Origin of the sequence: Pseudomonas sp. RIT409, assembly GCF_003052515.2 — a bacterium.
Lineage (GTDB): Bacteria > Pseudomonadota > Gammaproteobacteria > Pseudomonadales > Pseudomonadaceae > Aquipseudomonas.
This window is the reverse complement of sequence record NZ_QARE02000020.1, coordinates 36583-54401: the sequence shown is the minus strand read 5'-3', so window position 1 is coordinate 54401 and position 17819 is coordinate 36583. Positions and strand designations below refer to the sequence as shown.

At 61.6% G+C, this 17819-nt stretch carries 19 protein-coding genes; 14 read left to right on the top strand and 5 right to left on the bottom strand.

The annotated features are described in order from the left end of the window. Nucleotides 1-8: 8 nt before the first annotated feature. From mpl to DBP26_RS21565, 3 genes are read left to right on the top strand one after another with little or no spacing between them, the layout of a single operon-like run. Nucleotides 9-1358 (top strand): UDP-N-acetylmuramate:L-alanyl-gamma-D-glutamyl-meso-diaminopimelate ligase, encoded by a 1350-nt coding sequence (gene mpl, locus DBP26_RS21575; protein ID WP_108239548.1) that lies wholly within the window; start codon nt 9-11, stop codon nt 1356-1358. Beyond that, nucleotides 1355-1984 carry a flavin prenyltransferase UbiX gene (gene ubiX / locus DBP26_RS21570; protein WP_108239549.1) on the top strand — a complete coding sequence of 210 codons (630 nt, stop codon included), beginning with the start codon at nt 1355-1357 and terminating at the stop codon, nt 1982-1984. Before mpl ends, ubiX begins: the two co-directional genes overlap by 4 nt. Further along, the gene (locus DBP26_RS21565) at nt 1977-2267 is read left to right on the top strand and encodes a YceK/YidQ family lipoprotein (RefSeq protein ID WP_108239550.1); all 291 of its coding nucleotides are present in this window, start codon (nt 1977-1979) and stop codon (nt 2265-2267) included. The genes ubiX and DBP26_RS21565 overlap by 8 nt, the downstream gene beginning before the upstream one ends. 80 nt (nt 2268-2347) lie before the next feature. On the opposite strand, the gene DBP26_RS21560 is transcribed toward DBP26_RS21565, so the two are convergent. The 3 genes from DBP26_RS21560 to DBP26_RS21550 form a co-directional block, all read right to left on the bottom strand. Next, the gene (locus tag DBP26_RS21560) at nt 2348-2989 is read right to left on the bottom strand and encodes an oxidoreductase (protein WP_108239551.1); all 642 of its coding nucleotides are present in this window, start codon (nt 2987-2989) and stop codon (nt 2348-2350) included. 205 nt (nt 2990-3194) lie between these two features. After that, nucleotides 3195-4910: a C13 family peptidase gene (locus tag DBP26_RS21555; protein WP_108239552.1), complete on the bottom strand. Its 1716-nt coding sequence runs from the start codon at nt 4908-4910 to the stop codon at nt 3195-3197. Nucleotides 4911-5048: 138 nt separating this feature from the next. Then, the gene (locus DBP26_RS21550) at nt 5049-5504 is read right to left on the bottom strand and encodes a MaoC family dehydratase (protein WP_108239553.1); all 456 of its coding nucleotides are present in this window, start codon (nt 5502-5504) and stop codon (nt 5049-5051) included. A 316-nt stretch (nt 5505-5820) separates the two neighbouring features. On the opposite strand from DBP26_RS21550, the gene DBP26_RS21545 reads away from it, so the two are divergent. Genes DBP26_RS21545 through DBP26_RS21535 form a run of 3 tightly spaced genes read left to right on the top strand, consistent with a single transcriptional unit; the run spans nt 5821 to nt 7511 of the window. After that, nucleotides 5821-6183: a CidA/LrgA family protein gene (locus DBP26_RS21545; RefSeq protein WP_108239554.1), complete on the top strand. Its 363-nt coding sequence runs from the start codon at nt 5821-5823 to the stop codon at nt 6181-6183. Beyond that, complete coding sequence (locus DBP26_RS21540) at nt 6180-6896, top strand: LrgB family protein (protein WP_108239555.1); 717 nt, start codon at nt 6180-6182, stop codon at nt 6894-6896. The genes DBP26_RS21545 and DBP26_RS21540 overlap by 4 nt, the downstream gene beginning before the upstream one ends. A 24-nt stretch (nt 6897-6920) precedes the next feature. Then, a complete protein-coding gene (locus DBP26_RS21535) occupies nt 6921-7511 on the top strand; it encodes an LON peptidase substrate-binding domain-containing protein (RefSeq protein ID WP_108239556.1) in 591 nt (196 codons plus the stop codon). A 54-nt stretch (nt 7512-7565) separates the two neighbouring features. Here the strand turns inward: DBP26_RS21535 and DBP26_RS21530 are convergent, their stop codons facing one another. Further along, complete coding sequence (locus DBP26_RS21530) at nt 7566-8882, bottom strand: bifunctional DedA family/phosphatase PAP2 family protein (protein ID WP_108239557.1); 1317 nt, start codon at nt 8880-8882, stop codon at nt 7566-7568. A gap of 3 nt (nt 8883-8885) precedes the next feature. Then, nucleotides 8886-9566, bottom strand: a complete 681-nt coding sequence (locus DBP26_RS21525) for a DNA-3-methyladenine glycosylase (RefSeq protein ID WP_108239558.1) — start codon at nt 9564-9566, stop codon at nt 8886-8888. A gap of 216 nt (nt 9567-9782) precedes the next feature. On the opposite strand from DBP26_RS21525, the gene DBP26_RS21520 reads away from it, so the two are divergent. From DBP26_RS21520 to DBP26_RS21485, 8 genes are read left to right on the top strand one after another with little or no spacing between them, the layout of a single operon-like run. Beyond that, nucleotides 9783-11057 (top strand): glutamate-5-semialdehyde dehydrogenase, encoded by a 1275-nt coding sequence (locus DBP26_RS21520; RefSeq protein ID WP_108239559.1) that lies wholly within the window; start codon nt 9783-9785, stop codon nt 11055-11057. Next, entirely contained in the window at nt 11023-11766 is a 744-nt protein-coding gene (nadD, locus tag DBP26_RS21515; protein WP_256601867.1) for a nicotinate-nucleotide adenylyltransferase, read from the top strand. Before DBP26_RS21520 ends, nadD begins: the two co-directional genes overlap by 35 nt. 16 nt (nt 11767-11782) lie before the next feature. Next, on the top strand, nt 11783-12175 hold the full coding sequence (gene rsfS / locus DBP26_RS21510) for a ribosome silencing factor (protein ID WP_108239560.1): 393 nt from the start codon (nt 11783-11785) through the stop codon (nt 12173-12175). Nucleotides 12176-12184: 9 nt separating this feature from the next. Beyond that, a complete protein-coding gene (gene rlmH / locus DBP26_RS21505; RefSeq protein ID WP_108239561.1) occupies nt 12185-12652 on the top strand; it encodes a 23S rRNA (pseudouridine(1915)-N(3))-methyltransferase RlmH in 468 nt (155 codons plus the stop codon). A 31-nt stretch (nt 12653-12683) separates the two neighbouring features. Beyond that, nucleotides 12684-14585, top strand: coding sequence for a penicillin-binding protein 2 (gene mrdA / locus DBP26_RS21500; protein WP_108239562.1), 1902 nt, complete (start codon nt 12684-12686; stop codon nt 14583-14585). Nucleotides 14586-14616: 31 nt separating this feature from the next. Further along, nucleotides 14617-15720, top strand: coding sequence for a rod shape-determining protein RodA (rodA, locus tag DBP26_RS21495; RefSeq protein ID WP_177411110.1), 1104 nt, complete (start codon nt 14617-14619; stop codon nt 15718-15720). A 41-nt stretch (nt 15721-15761) separates the two neighbouring features. Beyond that, complete coding sequence (mltB, locus tag DBP26_RS21490; protein ID WP_108239564.1) at nt 15762-16772, top strand: lytic murein transglycosylase B; 1011 nt, start codon at nt 15762-15764, stop codon at nt 16770-16772. Then, entirely contained in the window at nt 16772-17806 is a 1035-nt protein-coding gene (locus DBP26_RS21485) for a septal ring lytic transglycosylase RlpA family protein (protein WP_108239565.1), read from the top strand. Before mltB ends, DBP26_RS21485 begins: the two co-directional genes overlap by 1 nt. Nucleotides 17807-17819: the final 13 nt, after the last annotated feature.

Here is a 17819-nt window from a genome sequence, read left to right as displayed (position 1 = left end):
GGTCGGTCATGCACATTCATATTCTGGGTATCTGCGGCACATTCATGGGCTCGTTGGCGGTTCTCGCCAAGGACCTGGGCCATAAAGTCACCGGCTCCGACGCCAACGTCTACCCCCCGATGAGCACGCAGCTCGAGGCGCAGGGCATTGAGCTGATGCAGGGGTATGACCCTGCCCACCTGGACCCGGCTCCGGATCTGGTGGTCGTCGGTAACGCCATGTCGCGAGGCAACCCGGCAGTCGAATACGTGCTGAACAAGGGGTTGCCCTACGTATCCGGCCCGCAATGGCTGGCTGACCATGTGCTACGCGGGCGCTGGGTACTGGCGGTGGCCGGCACCCACGGCAAGACCACCACCAGCAGCATGCTCGCCTGGGTGCTGGAACATGCCGGGATGGCTCCGGGGTTTTTGATCGGGGGCGTGCCGCAGAACTTCTCCGTCTCTGCACGTCTGGGCGACACGCCGTTTTTCGTGGTCGAGGCCGACGAGTACGACAGCGCCTTCTTCGACAAACGCTCGAAATTCGTCCATTACGGCCCGCGCACCGCGATCCTCAATAACCTGGAATTCGACCACGCGGACATTTTTCCTGATCTGCCGGCCATCGAGCGGCAGTTCCACCACCTCGTGCGTACGATCCCGAGCGAGGGCCTGGTCATTCACCCGACCACCGAGCCCGCCCTGGAGCGGGTGATCGCCATGGGGTGCTGGACCCCGGTGCAGACCACCGGCCAGGGTGGCCAATGGCAGGCGAAGTTGCTGAGCGAAGACGGCTCCAGGTTCGAAGTCTGGTTCGAAGGTGTGGCGCAAGGTGTGGTCGACTGGGGCATGACCGGTCAGCACAACGTAGCCAACGCGTTGGCCACACTGGCAGCCGCTCGCCACGTGGGTGTGGTGCCGCAGCAGGGTGTGCAAGCCCTCAGCGCGTTCAAGAGCGTGAAGCGGCGCATGGAGAAAGTCGCTGAAGTGCGCGGCATCACCCTGTATGACGACTTTGCCCATCACCCGACCGCCATCGCCACCACGCTGGACGGCTTGCGCAAGAAAGTCGGTGATGCGCCGATCATCGCCATCGTCGAGCCACGCTCCAATTCCATGAAGCTGGGCGCGCACCGAGACGGCTTGCCGGAAAGCGTCGATCAGGCAGATCAGGTGGTCTGGTACGCTCCGGCGAATCTGGGTTGGGACCTGGCGGCCACGGCGGCCTTGTGCAAAACGCCTTCTGTGGTCTGCGACTCGCTGGACGCCATCATCGAGCAGGTCAAACGCCAGGCACAGCCCGGCACGCATATCGTGATCATGAGCAACGGTGGCTTTGGCGGATTGCACGGGAAGCTGGCCGGGGCGCTGAAATGAGCGGCCCGGAACGCATCACCCTGGCCATGACCGGCGCGTCCGGCGCGCAATACGGCCTGCGCTTGCTGGACTGTCTGGTGCGCGAGGACCGCGAGGTGCATTTCCTGATTTCCAAGGCCGCGCAACTGGTGATGGCGACGGAAACCGACGTGACGCTGCCTCCCAAGCCGCAGATGATGCAGGCTTTTCTGACGGAGTACACCGGCGCAGCCGATGGGCAGATCAGGGTATATGGCAAAGAGGACTGGATGTCGCCTGTCGCCTCTGGCTCGGGTTCCCCGGCGGCGATGGTCGTCGTGCCGTGTTCGACGGGCACGTTGTCAGCCATCGCCACTGGCGCCTGCAACAACCTGATCGAGCGAGCTGCAGACGTCACGCTCAAAGAGCGCCGGCAGTTGATCCTGGTGCCTCGCGAGGCACCGTTCTCCAGCATTCACCTGGAGAACATGCTGAAGCTGTCGAATCTGGGTGCAGTGATTCTTCCAGCGGCGCCCGGCTTCTACCATCAGCCGCAGACCATCGACGATCTGGTGGATTTCGTCGTGGCGCGGATCCTCAATCTGCTGAACATTCCTCAAGACATGCTCCCGCGGTGGGGCGAACACCATTACGGCGCCGATGAATAAGAAACTCTTTGTCCTCACCCTCGGCTTGCTGCTGGCGACGGGCTGTTCGACCGTTCGGACCCTCGACGCCAATCAACCGGGCGCGCCGGTGATCTATTCCGGAACGCGGTTGGATCTTTATGCGATTCGAGGGGGTTGTTGCGAGAAGGATCGCTTCGGCGCCGAAGCGCCGAAATACCCTTTGCTGGATCTGCCGGGCAGTGCGTTGCTCGATACGGTGCTGTTGCCGTTATCGGTGCTGACGGCATTGGGTGTGGGGTATCAGGCGACGGGTGGGATCTAGCGTCCCAGGCCAACGCAGCACTTGGGCGGGGTATTCGCGAGCGGCTACCCCTCCATGATGCCTGGGCGCATCGGATCGGCTCATTTGCCCAACCGCCGCAGCTCATCCGACTCGACGATCCTCACCCCGTCCTGCTCCTCCAGCGCAAGGCGCCACAGGGCGCGAGCCAGCTGACAGGCTTCGATGCCACCGTATTTGCCCGGGATCAGCTTGGCGATCGGCGCCGCGATCTGCTCGACCAGTCGTTGGTCCTGCCGCTCGCCGATCAACAGCGAAGGGCGCGCGATGGTCAACTGAGGCCAGTCCTGGTCCCTGAGCGCTTGCTCCATTTCGCCTTTGACACGGCTGTAAAAAATGCTCGATTCAGGGTCGGCGTTGACCGCGCTGACCACCAAAAGATGCCTTGCACCCAACTCGCGAGCGCGTTTGCCAAAGGCCACCACCATGTCCTTGTCGACGGCACGGAAGGCGTCCTGCGAGCCTGCCTGCTTGATCGTGCTGCCCAGGCAGCAAAAGGCGATATCCACGCGCCCACCCAGTTCCGCCAGCAGGGATGTGAAATCACCCACGGGGTTTTCCAGATGAGGATGGTCAGCCAGAGGACGACGGCTGGGAGCCAAGACCCGGCTGACGGTCGGCTCATTGAGCAGGCGGTCGAGCAGATGCTCCCCGGTCAACCCCGTCGCCCCGGCCAGCAGAATGTGTTGCGGCGTCAAGTACATGTTTTCCACCCCCCTGATACAACACAGGCTACGACACAAGCATAGGCGCTCTAACGCAACAGACTGCCGGGTAGCGCAGCGGGTTTCACAAATCTTCGCAAATCTTCATGGCGGTGCACCGTTACGCTTTGGCTTTACGCCCCCGCAGGCTTCGCACTGCCGAGCGTGCGTTGCACCCACGTGCTGCTGAACGCGTGCCGTGCCGCTAGGGATGGTGCAGGTTCTTATCGATAGCCACGGTATTCAACGCCCGCTCCGCCTGACTCTTGCGCAACTTCTGCCAGTGCGCGAGCACGCCTTTGGGGGCCCAGATTTGCGGCTCTGACGCTTCGAAGTTTTCCTCGATCTCGCGTTTTGCCACGATGACTCTTGCGTCATTGAACGCCTGTTGCAGGTCGTCGGTCTCGACCAGCGCCTTGCCGAACAAGGCCTCGCCGAAGTAGGTGAAATCCGCTTCTTCCGAGCACCCGAAGGACACCCGATCCTGTCGCGACGCCGTGATGACCAGGGTTTTCTCGTCCTTGAGTGCCGGGATGAAGCCCCCGGAATAACAGGCGGAAATCACCACGATCTTGTCGCGATTCTTGAGCGGGGCCAGCACGGCAGCCATTTCGTCGGCAGGCAGATCCGAAAGCTCAAGGCGGGGTTGATCCAGTACCAACTCATGGTCATGGGTACCGTGGCTAGTGAGGTAGATGAAGACCAGATCTTCGGGGCCGCTGCGCTGAGCGAGGGTCTGCACGGCGCGTTTGATGTTTTCTCGGGTCGCCAGCGGCCGGTCGGCCATGTGGTCGCGGTGGTTGACCAAGGTGATCTGCCCCATTGCACCAAAGCGGGTGGCCAGCAGTTTGTTGACGTAGTCGGCTTCACGCAGGAATACGCTCTGTTTGCCGTCGCCACCCACGACTAGGCTGTACAGCTCGGTGGCGGGTGTGGATGCCGGAACCGCGGCCAGCGCCTTTTCCATCAGCGGGCCCTGTGCGAGCAAACCGACCTCCAGAGGGTCGGGCAACAACCGGCCCGATGCATCACGCACCCGTTGGCCATTGGACCAGGTGCCGCTCTGCACGCTGCCGTCGGGTGTGGTGAGTACCCCCGCGCCGTCATAATTGTCATTCTCGAATCGGCCGACGTACAGGCTGCCGTCCGGCAGCTTGAGGCGACCTTCGCCCGAGAAACGCCAATTGCGGAACTGCCCTTGGTACTGGGTCCCGTCCGTGCCGATCAGCTCGCCTTTGCCCGTGAATGCGCCTTCCTTGAACTCGCCGGACCACACGTCGCCGTCGGCATTTTCGTAGCGCCCATGGCCGCTCAACTGGTTATCGTGAAAGCCTCCGACGTATTGATCGCCATCGGCGCTGTTGAAATTGCCGGTGCCTTGTAACTGGCCATCGACGAACTTGCCACTGAATTGATTGCCTGCTGCGTCGCTGCGCTGGCCCTCGCCATTGGGTTTGCCGTGAGCGAATTGACCTTGGTATTCGCTACCGTCCTCCAATTCCAAGTGGCCCAGGCCGTCGTAAAGGTCCGCCTTGAATTCACCCCGGTAGCTCATGCCATGCTCTTTAAGGGTGCCTTCGCCATCGCGCCGTCCCAGCTTGTAGCCGCCGACGTAGGTTCCGGCGCTGGTGGTCAGCGTGCCCTGGCCGTGAAAAAGACCGTCCTGAAAGCCGCCCTTATAGACGTCGCCGTTGCTGGCGTGCCATTCGCCCTGGCCATTCCATTGCCCGTTCTTGAACGTGCCGGCGTACCAACTGCCATTGGGATAGTCGATACGGCCTTGGCCTTGCAAAACCCCATTGACCACGTCGCCACGGTAGCGACCGCCGTCGGGCAGGCGTGCGTCTGGGGGCAGCAGTGATTCGCCGTCACCGCAGGCGGTCAGCAGGAGGGTCAGGGCCAGAGGAGCAAGCGCACGCATGATAAATCCCGAAGATGAGGGGTTCGGCGTGCTTGGGGCGCGTTGGGTCATGCGTCACTTACACAGCCGCAGCGAGTATGCCGCAGGCGGGAAGCGTCATGAAACAGTCAGTTACGACTGTTTCATGTTCGACAGCGCTTACACGAAGCAGAGAGAGAGGGGTTCAGCGATGAACGCCGGCTTGTCCTGCCCGTCGATTTCAAGCGTCGCAGTGGCTTTGAGCAACCATTGCCCTGGTTTCTTTTCGGTCACCTCGGCCAGGGTGACTTTTAGACGAACGCGGGAATCCACCTTCACCGGCTGAATGAAACGCACACTGTCCAGGCCGTAGTTGACCACCATCTTCATGCCTTCGGGCATCACCAGCAGCGACTCCATCAACTTCGGCATCAAAGACAGCGAGAGAAACCCGTGGGCAATGGTCGAGCCGAATGGCGTCTGCGCTGCTTTGACGGGGTCGACGTGAATGAACTGGAAGTCGCCGGTGGCCTCGGCGAACAGATTGATGCGGGCCTGGTCGATCAGCAGCCAGTCGGAACATCCCAGTTCCTTGCCTTCATAGCGCTTGAGTTCTGCAACAGGTACGTAGGGCATGGGTACTCTCCTTGTCGATATTGTTTTCAGCTTTGTGCGGCGGTAGGCGCTTTTATTGCTTCACTCAATTCACGGGGCTACCTCGCTCACCACTGTAGGAGCGCGCTTGCCCGCGATAGGGGTGCATCAGGCAACAAAGGCGTCACAGACAAATCGCCATCGCGGGCAAGCGCGCTCCTACAGCCTGGGCGTGCCTGGATTTGAAGGTCACCACGCCATCGAGCGTTGGTCAAGAACCCCAAACCTCACGAATACCAAACCATAGTCCAGTGCGTGGCGTGCTTATAATGGCGCCGCAAATTGGCTGGAGTTGTTTATGTTGCTCAGAGGCCTGACATGGCTGGTGCTGTTCCAGTTGCTGGGAACCGCTTTGAATCATTTGTGCTTGCCCATCTTGCCCGGCCCGATCATCGGTCTGGTCCTATTGCTCATTTACCTGATGATCCGCGGTGAGGTGAGTGAACCGGTCAGTCTGGCGGCGAGCAGCCTGCTGCGTTATCTGCCCTTGTTGTTGGTGCCGCCCGCCGTGGGTGTGATGGTGTATGCCGGCCAGATCGCCGATGACTTCTGGGCCATAGTGGGCTCGCTGGTCTTGTCATTGATGATCGCACTCACCTTTGCAGGCTGGTTGATGCAGAAACTCATCGATCGGCAGGCCAAGCGCCGGGAGCCATCATGACCCTGGACTGGCAAGGCGCATGGCTGTCGGTGATCCATCACCCACTCTTCGGTATCGCTGTCACGTTGGGCGCCTATCAACTGGTGTTGGCAGCGTATGAGAAAACGCGTTGGGTGTTCCTGCAACCGGTGCTGGTCTCGATGCTGGTGGTGGTCGGCGTGCTGGTGATGTGCGGCCTGGATTACGCCGAGTACCGCAAGAACACCGATATCCTCAGTATTCTGCTGGGCCCCGCCACGGTGGCGCTGGCGGTACCGCTTTATCTGAATCTGCGTCGAATCCGGCAGTTGTTCTGGCCCGTGTTGACTACGCTGATGGTGGGCGGCGTCGTGGCCACGGGGTTATGCCTGGCGCTGGGCGAGTGGCTGGGGGCCAATCACATGATCCTCATGACCATGGCACCGAAGTCCGTGACTTCGCCCATTGCGATGTTGGTCGCTGAGCAGATTGGTGGCGTGGCCGCCCTGGCGGCTGTCTTCGTGTTGATCACCGGGGTGATCGGCGGCATATTCGGTCCCGGCCTGCTGACACTGGCGGGCGTCCACAGCCCAGAGGCCCGAGGGATGGCGCTGGGGTTGACCGCTCACGCAGTGGGGACTTCCGCGGCGCTGCAGGAAGGTGAAGAGTGTGGCGCCTTTGCGGCGCTGGCCATGAGTTTGATGGGAGTCGCCACAGCATTGTTTCTACCATTGGCGATCTCGCTGGTCGCTTGACGATGGGTGCTTGAGGATAGGTTTATGTCGTTGCCTTTGTTTCCGCTCAACGCTGTGCTGTTCCCGGGATGCGTACTCGATCTGCAGATATTCGAGGCGCGGTACCTGGACATGATTGGCCGATGCATGAAGCAGGGTGAGGGCTTCGGCGTGGTGTGCATCACCGAAGGCAGCGAGGTGGGGAATGTCCCCGAGGGCTTTTCTCAGATTGGCTGCGAAGCGGTGGTCACTGACTTTCAGCAACAGGACAACGGTCTGCTGGGGATTCGCGTGGTGGGCGGTCGGCGTTTCCGGGTGAGCGCTGCCCAGGTGCAGAAGGACAACCTGCTCGTCGCTGACGTGGAATGGCTGGAAGCACCCCAGGAAAGTCCCCTTCAAGAAGAAGACGAGGACCTCGTCGCCTTGCTTGCCGCGCTCGCCGAGCACCCGATGGTGGCTGCTTTGGAGATGGGCCTGACGGCGGAGGGGCAGCAATCGCTCTCCAACCAGTTGGCCTACCTGCTGCCCTTCGCCGAAGAAGACAAGATCGAACTGCTGGAAATCGACGACGCCGAGGAGCGGCTCGACGCCATTCAGGATTTGCTCGATGAAATGCAGGGAGATATGCAGCCATAGGGCACCGCGCCTTCGATAGGTTTGCGTTGATACGCCCTATGAAGTGGCCTCTCGTCAGTATTCATAGCGAACCAGTCCATGGGTCAGCGAATGCACGGCTACTCCGATCACCACGGCAAGTACCGCCGGCAGCAGCAACCACCACACCCGCATCGGCAAGGCCGGCAGCGACTGCTTGTTTTGCACGCAGGCCAGGCTGGTGGCGCAGCAGAAAAACGCCAGCAGCATCCCTGCCAGTACGTCGGTAGGCCAATGCACGCCCAGGTAAACCCGGGACACGCAGATCGACGCAGCAGGAATGGCGCCCAGCAATAGCCAGGTCAGTCGCAGGCGCACTGGCTGCCCACGGCCCGCCAGCACCGCCAGGGTCATGAACAGCGCGAATGACGCGGAGGCATGTCCACTGGGCATGCTGAAGGTGGTCAGGGGTTCGTTCAGTACCTCCGGGCGGGCGCGGGCGAAAGTGTGCTTCATGGTCTGGTTGAGGATCGCGGCGCCCAGTGTCGTCGCGCAGGCGAAGATCGCGTGCCGCCATTGGCGAGTCAGCACCAGTACCAGCAGGACCACGGCAGCAGCGAAGAACTGCGTCTTGAAGTCACCAAGCCCAGTGACCAGCACCACGAAGGTTTGTGCGGTTTCGCTGCGGTGCTCCTGGACGAGGGTCATGATGCCTTGATCGAGATGGGCCAGATACGGCCAGCCCAGAAAGACCGCGACGAGCAGGATCAGGCAGGTCAGCGCAATGGCTTTGGTGGCATAGGCCTTGCCCCGAACGCTGGTCTGGACCGCCACGCCCAGAAGAATCGCCAGCCCGGCACCGACGACCGCGGCTTCCGGCCAGAAACCCTCCGGCAGCGGCAAGCGGATGGCCGCGCCGGTCGCCCAGCCCGGCAGGATGTAGGCCACCGACCAGCCTGCCGCCGCGACCACGCTGACCAAGGCGAAACGCACAAACGGCATGTCGAACATCCCGGCCACCATCGGCAGCATCGGGCGCAACGGACCGATGAAGCGGCCGACCAAGAGGCTGGCAATGCCGTAGCGCTGGAAATAGGTCTCGGCACCGGCCATCCATTCCGGATGACTGCGCAACCCGGGCAGGCGACGAATGTTCTGGTGAAAGCGGCGACCGAGGAAATAGGAGACGAAATCACCCAGCAGGCCACCCAGCAACCCCAGCAACAGCGCTTCGCTCAGCGGTAGAATCCCGCTGCCGGCCAGCGTCGCGATGGCGAACAGCGCAACGGTCCCAGGGACAATGATCCCGGCGATGGCCATGCACTCGAGGAATGAAACCAGAAAGATCGCGGCGCCCAACCAAGACGGGTTGGCGCCAAGCCACGCGGTAACGCTGTCGAGCCATGAGCCCATGGATCAGTTTCCTTGCGCGATGATGAAGTAATCGCGGCCTTCGACTTGGCCGCGTCTTAGGGGGTTGCGGGTGCAAAAGCGTGCGTAGTCCAGGTCCACGAAGCGGTACATCAATTGTTCGTCTCGCCCGGTTGGGATGCCCAGGCGCGTGGTCTGCACGATTCGCTCAGGCCGCTGACCGACATCCTCGACAAAAAGCTGGGCGTGATCGAAGCGTTTGGCGTCCCACATCGGCACTTTCAGCCCCAGCGCCTTGCACAGCAGTGTCTGGCCCGCACACAGCCTTTCGGGCGGTCGCAGGTTGCCGCTGGCATCAGGGTTGTTCAGTTGCATCTGCGCCAGGCTGTTCTCGTCCGAAACCTCGTCGACCCAGGGATAGGCGGATTTGATCAAGACGGCATTGCCCGGGCCCGCGGCGCTGAAGTTGAGCGAATCGCCTCCCCTGGCGTAATACATATAGATGTGGCCGCCATCCAGAAACAAAGCCTTACGTTTTTCTGTGTAGCCGAGCGACGCGTGACTGCCTTTTTCCTCGAGGTAATAGGCTTCGGTCTCTATGATCCGAGCCGACAGCCACAAAGGGCCGACCTTGTGCCGGATCACCTTGCCCAGCAGGTCGCGGGCGAGGGTCTGGGCATCGCGGTCAAAGAAGTGGTCGCACAAGGCGCGTCGGTGATCGGGCATGGTTGGGCAGCGTGATGGCATGGCTGGGGATGATAGCAATGTCGGGCTTAATTGAGGCTGAATGAAGCGAATCCGCAAGCGCCTTGACGCTGCAATGTTTCAGTGGCCGTCCGCGCAACGATGGCTTATATCGACCATCCGCCTGTCGCCGCTGTCGTTCGTCACGCTCGGCAGCTATAATCGACCGCTTTCCTCTCTGCCAAGACCTCTGAGACCATGACTGAGTCCGTTCTTGACTACATGACCCGTCTGGGTCGCGCCGCCCGCGAAGCGTCACGTGTGATAGGCCGAGCCAGTACCGCGCAGAAAAACCGCGCGCTGGCCGCCACCGCGGCCGCGTTGGACGCTGCCCGTGACGAGTTGACTGCCGCCAACGAACGGGACCTGGCCAATGGCCGGGCCAACGGGCTCGAACCCGCCTTGCTCGAACGTCTGGCCCTAACCCCCGCACGTATCGACAGCATGATCGCCGGGTTGCGTCAGGTGGCGAGTCTGCCGGACCCGATCGGAACCTTGCGCGACATGAACTTCCAGCCGTCGGGTATCCAGGTCGGCAAGATGCGCGTCCCGTTGGGCGTGGTCGGAATCATCTATGAGTCACGGCCCAACGTGACCATCGATGCCGCCAGCCTGTGCCTCAAGTCGGGCAACGCCACCATCCTGCGCGGCGGCTCAGAGGCCATTTTTTCTAATCGGGCCATTGCCGCCTGCGTTCAGCGGGGGCTGGCCGAGGCCGGTCTGCCTGCCGCCGTGGTCCAGGTCGTCGAAACCACTGACCGCGAAGCGGTCGGCGCATTGATCACCATGCCGGAGTATGTGGACGTCATTGTTCCGCGTGGCGGCAAGGGCCTGATCGAGCGCGTCAGCCGTGACGCCAAGGTGCCAGTCATCAAGCATCTGGACGGCATCTGCCACGTCTACGTCAGCGCGCACGCCGATCTGGCGGCAGCGCAGAACATCTGCTTCAACGCCAAGACCTACCGCTACGGGATCTGCGGTGCCATGGAAACCTTGCTGGTGGATCAGGCCATTGCCGCCGATTTCCTCCCACGCATGGCCGCGCAATTCCGCGAGAAGGGCGTCGAGCTGCGCGGCTGCGAGCGGACCCGCGACTTGATCGAAGCCCTCGCGGCCACCGAAGACGACTGGCATACCGAATACCTTGCCCCGATTCTGTCGATTCGCATCGTGACCGGGCTGGATCAGGCCATCGAGCACATCAATCACTACGGTTCGCACCACAGTGACGCGATCGTTTCCGATTCCCAGGCCCAGACCCGCCGTTTCATGACGGAAGTCGACTCCAGTTCGGTGATGATCAACGCGCCAACCTGTTTCGCCGACGGTTTCGAATACGGCCTGGGCGCGGAAATCGGCATTTCCACCGACAAGATTCACGCGCGGGGCCCGGTGGGGCTCGAAGGACTGACCTGCGAGAAGTACGTCGTGGTCGGCGATGGTCGTCAATTGCGCGGACAAGGACCTGTCTGAGTTGACCGATGATCGGCAACACCCAGGCCAAGATGCACAGCCTGACGAAGCGCCCGTTCGACCTAGGCCGAAACGCATCGGCATGTTGGGCGGGACCTTCGACCCCGTGCACATAGGGCATTTGCGCGGCGCGCTGGAGGTGGCCGCGTTGCTGGAACTCGATGAGCTGCGTCTGACGCCCAGCGCCAGGCCGCCTCATCGCGATACGCCCAGTGTCTCGGCGCAGGATCGTCTGGCGATGGTCTGCAGTGCAGTGCGCGGGGTATCGCCTTTAACGGTGGATGACCGCGAACTGTCGCGGGACAAACCGTCGTACACCATCGACACGCTGGAATCGATGCGTGCAGAACTGTCTGTCGACGACCAGCTTTTTTTGGTGTTGGGGTGGGATGCCTTTTGCGGATTGCCGACCTGGCATCGATGGGAAGAACTGCTGGAGCACTGCCACATCGTGGTACTCCAGCGTCCGGATGCCGACAGCGAGTCGCCGGACACACTGCGTAACCTGCTGGCGGCACGTGCCGTCAGTGATCCCAAGGCCCTCAAGGGGCCGGGCGGACACATTACATTCGTCTGGCAGACGCCGCTTTCGGTGTCTGCCACCCAGATCCGTCAACTGCTGGCCAGCGGTAAGTCGGTACGTTTTCTGGTGCCAGACGCGGTACTGGCCTACATCGAGGCGCACGGGCTGTACCGTGCGCCCAATTGAACTGAATGAGTTTTATATGACACAGCAAAAAAACATCGTTACTGGCGAAGAGCTGGTTGAACTGGCCAAGGCCGCACTGGAAGACGTCAAGGCTCAGGACATCCAGGTCATCGACGTTCGCGATAAACACAGCCTGACCGACTACATGGTGATTGCCACCGGTACGTCGAACCGTCAGATCAACGCCATGCTCGACAAGGTCCGTGAAAACGTCAAGGCCAAGGGCGCGCAGCCCCTGGGCGAAGAAGGCAAGGGCGAAAGCGACTGGGTACTACTGGACCTGGGCGACGTCATCGTGCACATGATGACTGCCGCCGCACGCCAGTTCTATGACCTGGAACGCCTGTGGATGGGTGCCGAGCAGAGCCGCGCGGCCAGCGGTGCGCACCACACCCCGGGCAACGAATAAGGGCTCGTCGTGCGTCTGCGTCTGATTGCCGTCGGTTCACGCATGCCCAAATGGGTGGAAGAAGGTTGGCACGAATATGCCAAGCGTCTCCCGTCCGAATTGGCCCTTGAACTGGTCGAGATTCCGCTCAACACCCGAGGCAAGAACGCCGACGTGGCGCGCCTGATCCGTCAGGAAGGCGAGGCGATGCTCGCCAAAGTGCAGCCGGGTGAGCGAATCGTCACCCTCGAGGTCCATGGCAAGCCGTGGAGCACCGAGCAACTGGCCGCGGAGCTCGATCGCTGGCGCCTGGATTCGCGCACCGTGAACCTGATGGTGGGCGGCCCGGAAGGGCTGGCGCCAGAGGTGTGCGCCCGCGCCGAACAGCGCTGGTCGTTGTCGCCGTTGACGTTGCCGCACCCGCTGGTACGCATCCTCATCGGCGAGCAGATCTATCGTGCCTGGACGGTGTTGTCCGGCCACCCTTATCACAAGTAGCGCCGCTGCCTTCACTGTGAACACGCCCTAAATGTCTCAGCCGATTCGCCTGAAAGACCACGAAAAGGACGCACGCCTGGTGCGCAATCGCGTCGTGGTCGGCGCTGTGATCGTCATCGTGCTGATCTGCGTGTTGGTGGCGCGGCTGTATTTCCTGCAGGTGATCCAGTACGACTATCACTCCACGCTGTCGGAAAACAATCGGGTGCACGTACAGCCGATTCCGCCGAGCCGGGGCTTGATCTTCGACCGCAATGGCGTGGTCATCGCGGACAACCGGCCCAGCTTCAACTTGAGCATGACCCGCGAGCGCGCGGGAGGTGAGTGGGCCAAAGTGCTCGACACCATCATCGAAGTGCTGGAGTTGACGCCGGATGACCGGATCATCTTCGAAAAGCGCATGAAGCAGGGCCGCCGCCCCTTCGAGCCTGTGCCGATCCTGTTCGAACTGACGGAAGAGCAGATCGCCCGCATTGCCGTGAACCAGTTCCGGTTGCCGGGCGTGGAGGTGGTTGCGCAATTGATCCGGCACTATCCGCAGGGTGCGCATTTTGCGCACTCGGTGGGCTACATGGGCCGCATCAACGAAAAAGAACTCAAATCCCTCGATCCGGTGAATTACAGCGGTACCCATCACATGGGCAAAACCGGCGTCGAACGGTTTTACGAGGCCGAACTGCACGGGCAGGTGGGCTATGAAGAGGTCGAGACCAATGCCCGTGGCCGGGTATTGCGTGTCCTCAAACGGACCGATCCGGTGCCGGGCAAGGACATCGTCCTCAGCCTCGACATCCAGTTGCAGGAAGCTGCCGAGGTGGCCCTTGGCGGCCGTCGTGGCGCGGTGGTCGCGCTCGATCCGAACACCGGTGAAGTGCTGGCCATGGTCAGTCAGCCGAGTTTCGACCCGAACCTGTTCGTCACGGGCATCAGCTTCAAGGCCTATTCAGAGCTGCGCGACTCGGTCGACCGGCCGCTGTTCAACCGCATCTTGCGCGGTCTTTATCCCCCCGGCTCGACCATCAAGCCAGCGGTGGCCATTGCGGGCCTTGACACGGGCGTGGTGACGGCCAGTACCCGGGTATTCGACCCCGGCTACTACATGCTCCCCAATTACGACCACAAATACCGTAACTGGAACCGCACCGGGGACGGCTGGGTCGACCTCGACACCGCGATCATGCGTTCCAACGACACCTATTTCTACGACCTCGCCCACAAGGTGGGGATCGATCGCCTGTCTACTTACCTCAACAAGTTCGGCATCGGCCAAAAGGTCTCGCTGGACATGTTCGAAGAGTCACCCGGCCTGATGCCGTCCCGCGACTGGAAACGCATCACACGCCGTCAGGCCTGGTTCCCGGGCGAGACGCTGATCCTCGGGATCGGTCAGGGCTACATGCAGGCGACCCCGCTGCAGCTTGCCCAAGCCACGGCATTGGTGGCCAACAAGGGCAAATGGAACAGGCCGCATCTGGCCAGGACGATTGAAGGCGAAAAGCCGGTGGATCACAATCCGATGCCGGATATCGTCCTTCGCGACCCGTCGGACTGGGCCAAGGTCAACCACGGCATGCAACAGGTCATGCACGGCGCGCGTGGCACCGCGCGCAAGGCGTCCATCGGCGCGCAATATCGCATCGCTGGCAAGAGCGGCACGGCCCAGGTCGTGGCGATCCGGCAGGGCGAGAAGTACGACCGCTCGAAGGTTCAGGAGCGCCATCGCGACCACGCCTTGTTCGTGGGCTTCGCGCCGGCCGACAACCCGAAGATCGTGGTGGCGGTGATGATTGAAAACGGTGAGTCCGGCTCCGGCGCGGCGGCTCCCGTGGTACGTCAGGTCATGGATGCCTGGTTGCTGGGCTCGGATGGCCGCCTGAAACCTGAGTACGCCGCCAACACACTGCCTCCGGAGACCGCGGCCCGTGAAGAGTAATTTCGACCGCATCCTTTCCAGCGAAGATGTGATGCGCCGTCGCGCCACATTCCTGCAGAAAATCCACGTCGATGGTCCATTGCTGATCTTGCTCCTGACGCTGGCGGCCGGCAGTCTCTTCGTGCTGTATTCGGCCAGCGGCAAAAGCTGGGACCTGCTGATCAAGCAAAGCACGTCGTTCGGAATCGGGCTGGTGTCGATGTTCATCATCGCGCAGCTGGAGCCGCGTTTCATGGCGCGCTGGGTGCCAGTGGCCTACGTACTCGGCGTCCTGCTGCTGGTCGCGGTGGACGTCATGGGCCATAACGCCATGGGCGCGACCCGATGGATCAACATTCCAGGGGTGATCCGCTTTCAGCCTTCCGAATTCATGAAAATCATCATGCCGGCGACCATCGCCTGGTATCTGTCCAAGCGCACATTGCCGCCGCACCTCAAGCATGTGGCGGTCAGCCTGGGTTTGATCGGCTTGCCCTTCATCCTGATCGTGCGCCAGCCGGACCTCGGCACTTCATTGCTGATCCTGGCCTCCGGGACGTTCGTTCTGTTCATGGCAGGGCTGCGGTGGCGCTGGATCATTGGGGTCATCGCCGCCGCGGTGCCCGTGGCGGTCGCGATGTGGTTTTTCTTCATGCACGACTACCAGAAGCAGCGGATTCTGACGTTCCTCGATCCCGAGAGCGACCCCCTGGGCACTGGCTGGAACATCATTCAATCCAAGGCTGCGATCGGTTCGGGCGGCGTCTTCGGCAAAGGCTGGTTGTTGGGCACCCAGTCCCACCTGGATTTCCTGCCCGAAAGCCACACCGACTTCATCATTGCTGTTCTGGGCGAGGAGTTCGGCCTGGTGGGCATCTGTGCCCTGTTGTTGATCTATCTGGCGCTGATCGGGCGTGGGTTGGTCATTACCGCGCAGGCCCAGACCCTCTACGGCAAGCTGCTCGCGGGCAGTCTGACCATGACATTTTTTGTTTACGTGTTCGTCAACATCGGTATGGTCAGCGGTTTGCTGCCGGTGGTTGGGGTGCCGTTGCCCTTCATTAGCTATGGCGGAACTTCGCTCGTGACGCTGCTGTCAGCGTTTGGGGTTTTGATGTCGGTCCATACGCACCGCAAGTGGATCGCTCAGGTTTGATTACAGTGAATAACCGGTCAGGTTTTAAGGTCAGGAACTCAATGCAGGTAGTGCGTGGCTGGGCTGCTCGATATGCGCCGCTGGTCGGTCTGATGGGCATCCTCGGCTCAGTGCAGGAGTCGCTTGCCGGTGACTATGAAGGCTCCCCGCAGGTCGCGCAGTTCGTCAGCGACATGACCCGGGATTATGGATTCGCCGGGGAGCAACTGATCGAAGTCTTTCGTAATGTCGAACGCAAACAGTCGATCCTCGACGCCATTTCCAAGCCCGCCGAACGGGTGAAGCCGTGGAAGGATTACCGCCCCATGTTCCTGACTGACGCCCGAGTGGCGCGCGGCGTGGATTTTTGGCGGCAGCATGAGGCGGTCCTCGCGAGGGCCGAACAAGAGTACGGTGTACCGGCCCAGGTCATCGTCGCGATCATTGGCGTGGAAACGTTTTTCGGACGTAATACCGGTAATTACCGGGTGATCGACGCATTATCCACACTGGGTTTCGATTATCCGCCCCGCGCAGAGTTTTTTCGAAAGGAGCTCCGGGAGTTCCTTTTGCTCGCGCGTGAAGAGCAGGTGGACCCGTTGACCCTCAAGGGCTCGTATGCCGGTGCAATGGGTTTGCCGCAGTTCATGCCCAGCAGCTTCCGCAATTACGCGGTGGATTTCGACGGTGACGGTCACATCAACATCTGGACCGACCCGGACGACGCCATCGGCAGCGTCGCCAGTTATTTCAAGCGCCACGGCTGGGTGGCGGGCGAGCCGGTGGTCAGTCGTGCGACCGTGCGCGGCGACCGGGTCGACGAGGGGTTGAGCCCCGGCATCGAGCCGGTCAAGACCGTGGGGGAGTTGCGAGCGTTGGGGTGGGCGAGTCATGATGCGCTGCGCGATGATTTGCCGGTCACGGCGTTTCGCCTGGACGGCGACGCGGGGCCTGAATACTGGATGGGTTTGAAGAATTTTTACGCAATCACGCGTTACAACCGCAGCGTGATGTACGCCATGGCCGTGCATCAGCTGTCTGAACTGCTTGTTCAAGCTCGGGACGTCAAGTAATGCGGTCGATCCAAAAACCATTGAAGCTGGCAGCGTTTGCAACGCTTGCGTTGCTGGTCGTCAGTTGCTCCACCAGCCGACCGACAAAGCAGCAAGGCAATATCATCCGGTCGCAACCGGGGCTGGACATCAATCGCGCGCACAAAGACGGCGCGCCATGGTGGGATGTCGATGTTTCACGTATCCCGGACGCCGTCCCGACACTGCACACCGGTCCTTACAAGGCCAACCCTTACACGGTGCTGGGCAAGACCTATTTCCCGCTCACCGACTCCGCCAGCTATGTGCAGACCGGTACGGCGTCCTGGTACGGCACCAAGTTTCACGGGCAGAACACCGCCAACGGCGAGGTGTATGACCTGTATGGCATGAGCGCAGCGCATAAGACGTTGCCGCTGCCCAGCTATGTTCGGGTGACCAACCTGGATAACAACCGCACCGTGATTCTGAGGGTCAACGACCGCGGGCCGTTTTATTCGGATCGCATCATCGACCTGTCGTACGCCGCAGCGAAAAAGCTCGGCTATGCCGAAATCGGTACGGCCCGGGTCAAGGTGGAAGGCATCGATCCTGCCCAGTATTGGGCTCAGCGGGGCAAACCGGCTCCGCTGATGCTGGATCAGCCGCAAGTCGCGCTCAGCGGGCCTGCGGCTCGGCCGCAGCCTCAAGCGGCCACCCCTGTGATCACTGCGTCGGCGGGCGCCATCGAGCAATGGACGCCGCCGCCGCAACAGCATGCCGCCCCTGTGACGCCCGTGCCGATCGACGCAAAAAAAAACGCTTCCGGACAAGCGTCTGGGCTGTTTCTCCAAGTGGGAGCCTTCGCCAACCCGGACGCTGCGGAACTCCTGAGGTCGAAACTGAGCGGAATGGTGAGGGCTCCGGTCTTCGTCAGCTCGATAGCGCGCAATCAACAGACGCTCTATCGCGTCCGATTGGGGCCGGTAGACACGCCGGGTGAAGCCCAGCAGCTGCAGAACAGCGTACGTTCGGCGAACCTGGGGTCGCCAAGCGTCGTGACGTCGGACCAGTAAAAGAACGCAACGG

Excerpts from the sequence above, each read along its gene's own strand:
- DBP26_RS21520 (WP_108239559.1), top strand. The coding sequence starts at position 9,783 with ATGACTGAGTCCGTTCTTGACTACATGACCCGTCTGGGTCGCGCCGCC.
- mrdA (WP_108239562.1), top strand. The coding sequence starts at position 12,684 with ATGTCTCAGCCGATTCGCCTGAAAGACCACGAAAAGGACGCACGCCTG.
- DBP26_RS21565 (WP_108239550.1), top strand. The coding sequence starts at position 1,977 with ATGAATAAGAAACTCTTTGTCCTCACCCTCGGCTTGCTGCTGGCGACG.
- DBP26_RS21560 (WP_108239551.1), bottom strand. The coding sequence starts at position 2,989 with ATGTACTTGACGCCGCAACACATTCTGCTGGCCGGGGCGACGGGGTTG.
- rodA (WP_177411110.1), top strand. The coding sequence starts at position 14,617 with ATGCGCCGTCGCGCCACATTCCTGCAGAAAATCCACGTCGATGGTCCA.
- DBP26_RS21550 (WP_108239553.1), bottom strand. The coding sequence starts at position 5,504 with ATGCCCTACGTACCTGTTGCAGAACTCAAGCGCTATGAAGGCAAGGAA.
- mltB (WP_108239564.1), top strand. The coding sequence starts at position 15,762 with ATGCAGGTAGTGCGTGGCTGGGCTGCTCGATATGCGCCGCTGGTCGGT.
- DBP26_RS21555 (WP_108239552.1), bottom strand. The coding sequence starts at position 4,910 with ATGCGTGCGCTTGCTCCTCTGGCCCTGACCCTCCTGCTGACCGCCTGC.
- DBP26_RS21545 (WP_108239554.1), top strand. The coding sequence starts at position 5,821 with ATGTTGCTCAGAGGCCTGACATGGCTGGTGCTGTTCCAGTTGCTGGGA.
- DBP26_RS21530 (WP_108239557.1), bottom strand. The coding sequence starts at position 8,882 with ATGGGCTCATGGCTCGACAGCGTTACCGCGTGGCTTGGCGCCAACCCG.
- DBP26_RS21535 (WP_108239556.1), top strand. The coding sequence starts at position 6,921 with ATGTCGTTGCCTTTGTTTCCGCTCAACGCTGTGCTGTTCCCGGGATGC.
- ubiX (WP_108239549.1), top strand. The coding sequence starts at position 1,355 with ATGAGCGGCCCGGAACGCATCACCCTGGCCATGACCGGCGCGTCCGGC.
- DBP26_RS21525 (WP_108239558.1), bottom strand. The coding sequence starts at position 9,566 with ATGCCCGATCACCGACGCGCCTTGTGCGACCACTTCTTTGACCGCGAT.
- DBP26_RS21485 (WP_108239565.1), top strand. The coding sequence starts at position 16,772 with ATGCGGTCGATCCAAAAACCATTGAAGCTGGCAGCGTTTGCAACGCTT.
- DBP26_RS21540 (WP_108239555.1), top strand. The coding sequence starts at position 6,180 with ATGACCCTGGACTGGCAAGGCGCATGGCTGTCGGTGATCCATCACCCA.
- nadD (WP_256601867.1), top strand. The coding sequence starts at position 11,023 with ATGGTCGTCAATTGCGCGGACAAGGACCTGTCTGAGTTGACCGATGAT.
- mpl (WP_108239548.1), top strand. The coding sequence starts at position 9 with ATGCACATTCATATTCTGGGTATCTGCGGCACATTCATGGGCTCGTTG.
- rsfS (WP_108239560.1), top strand. The coding sequence starts at position 11,783 with ATGACACAGCAAAAAAACATCGTTACTGGCGAAGAGCTGGTTGAACTG.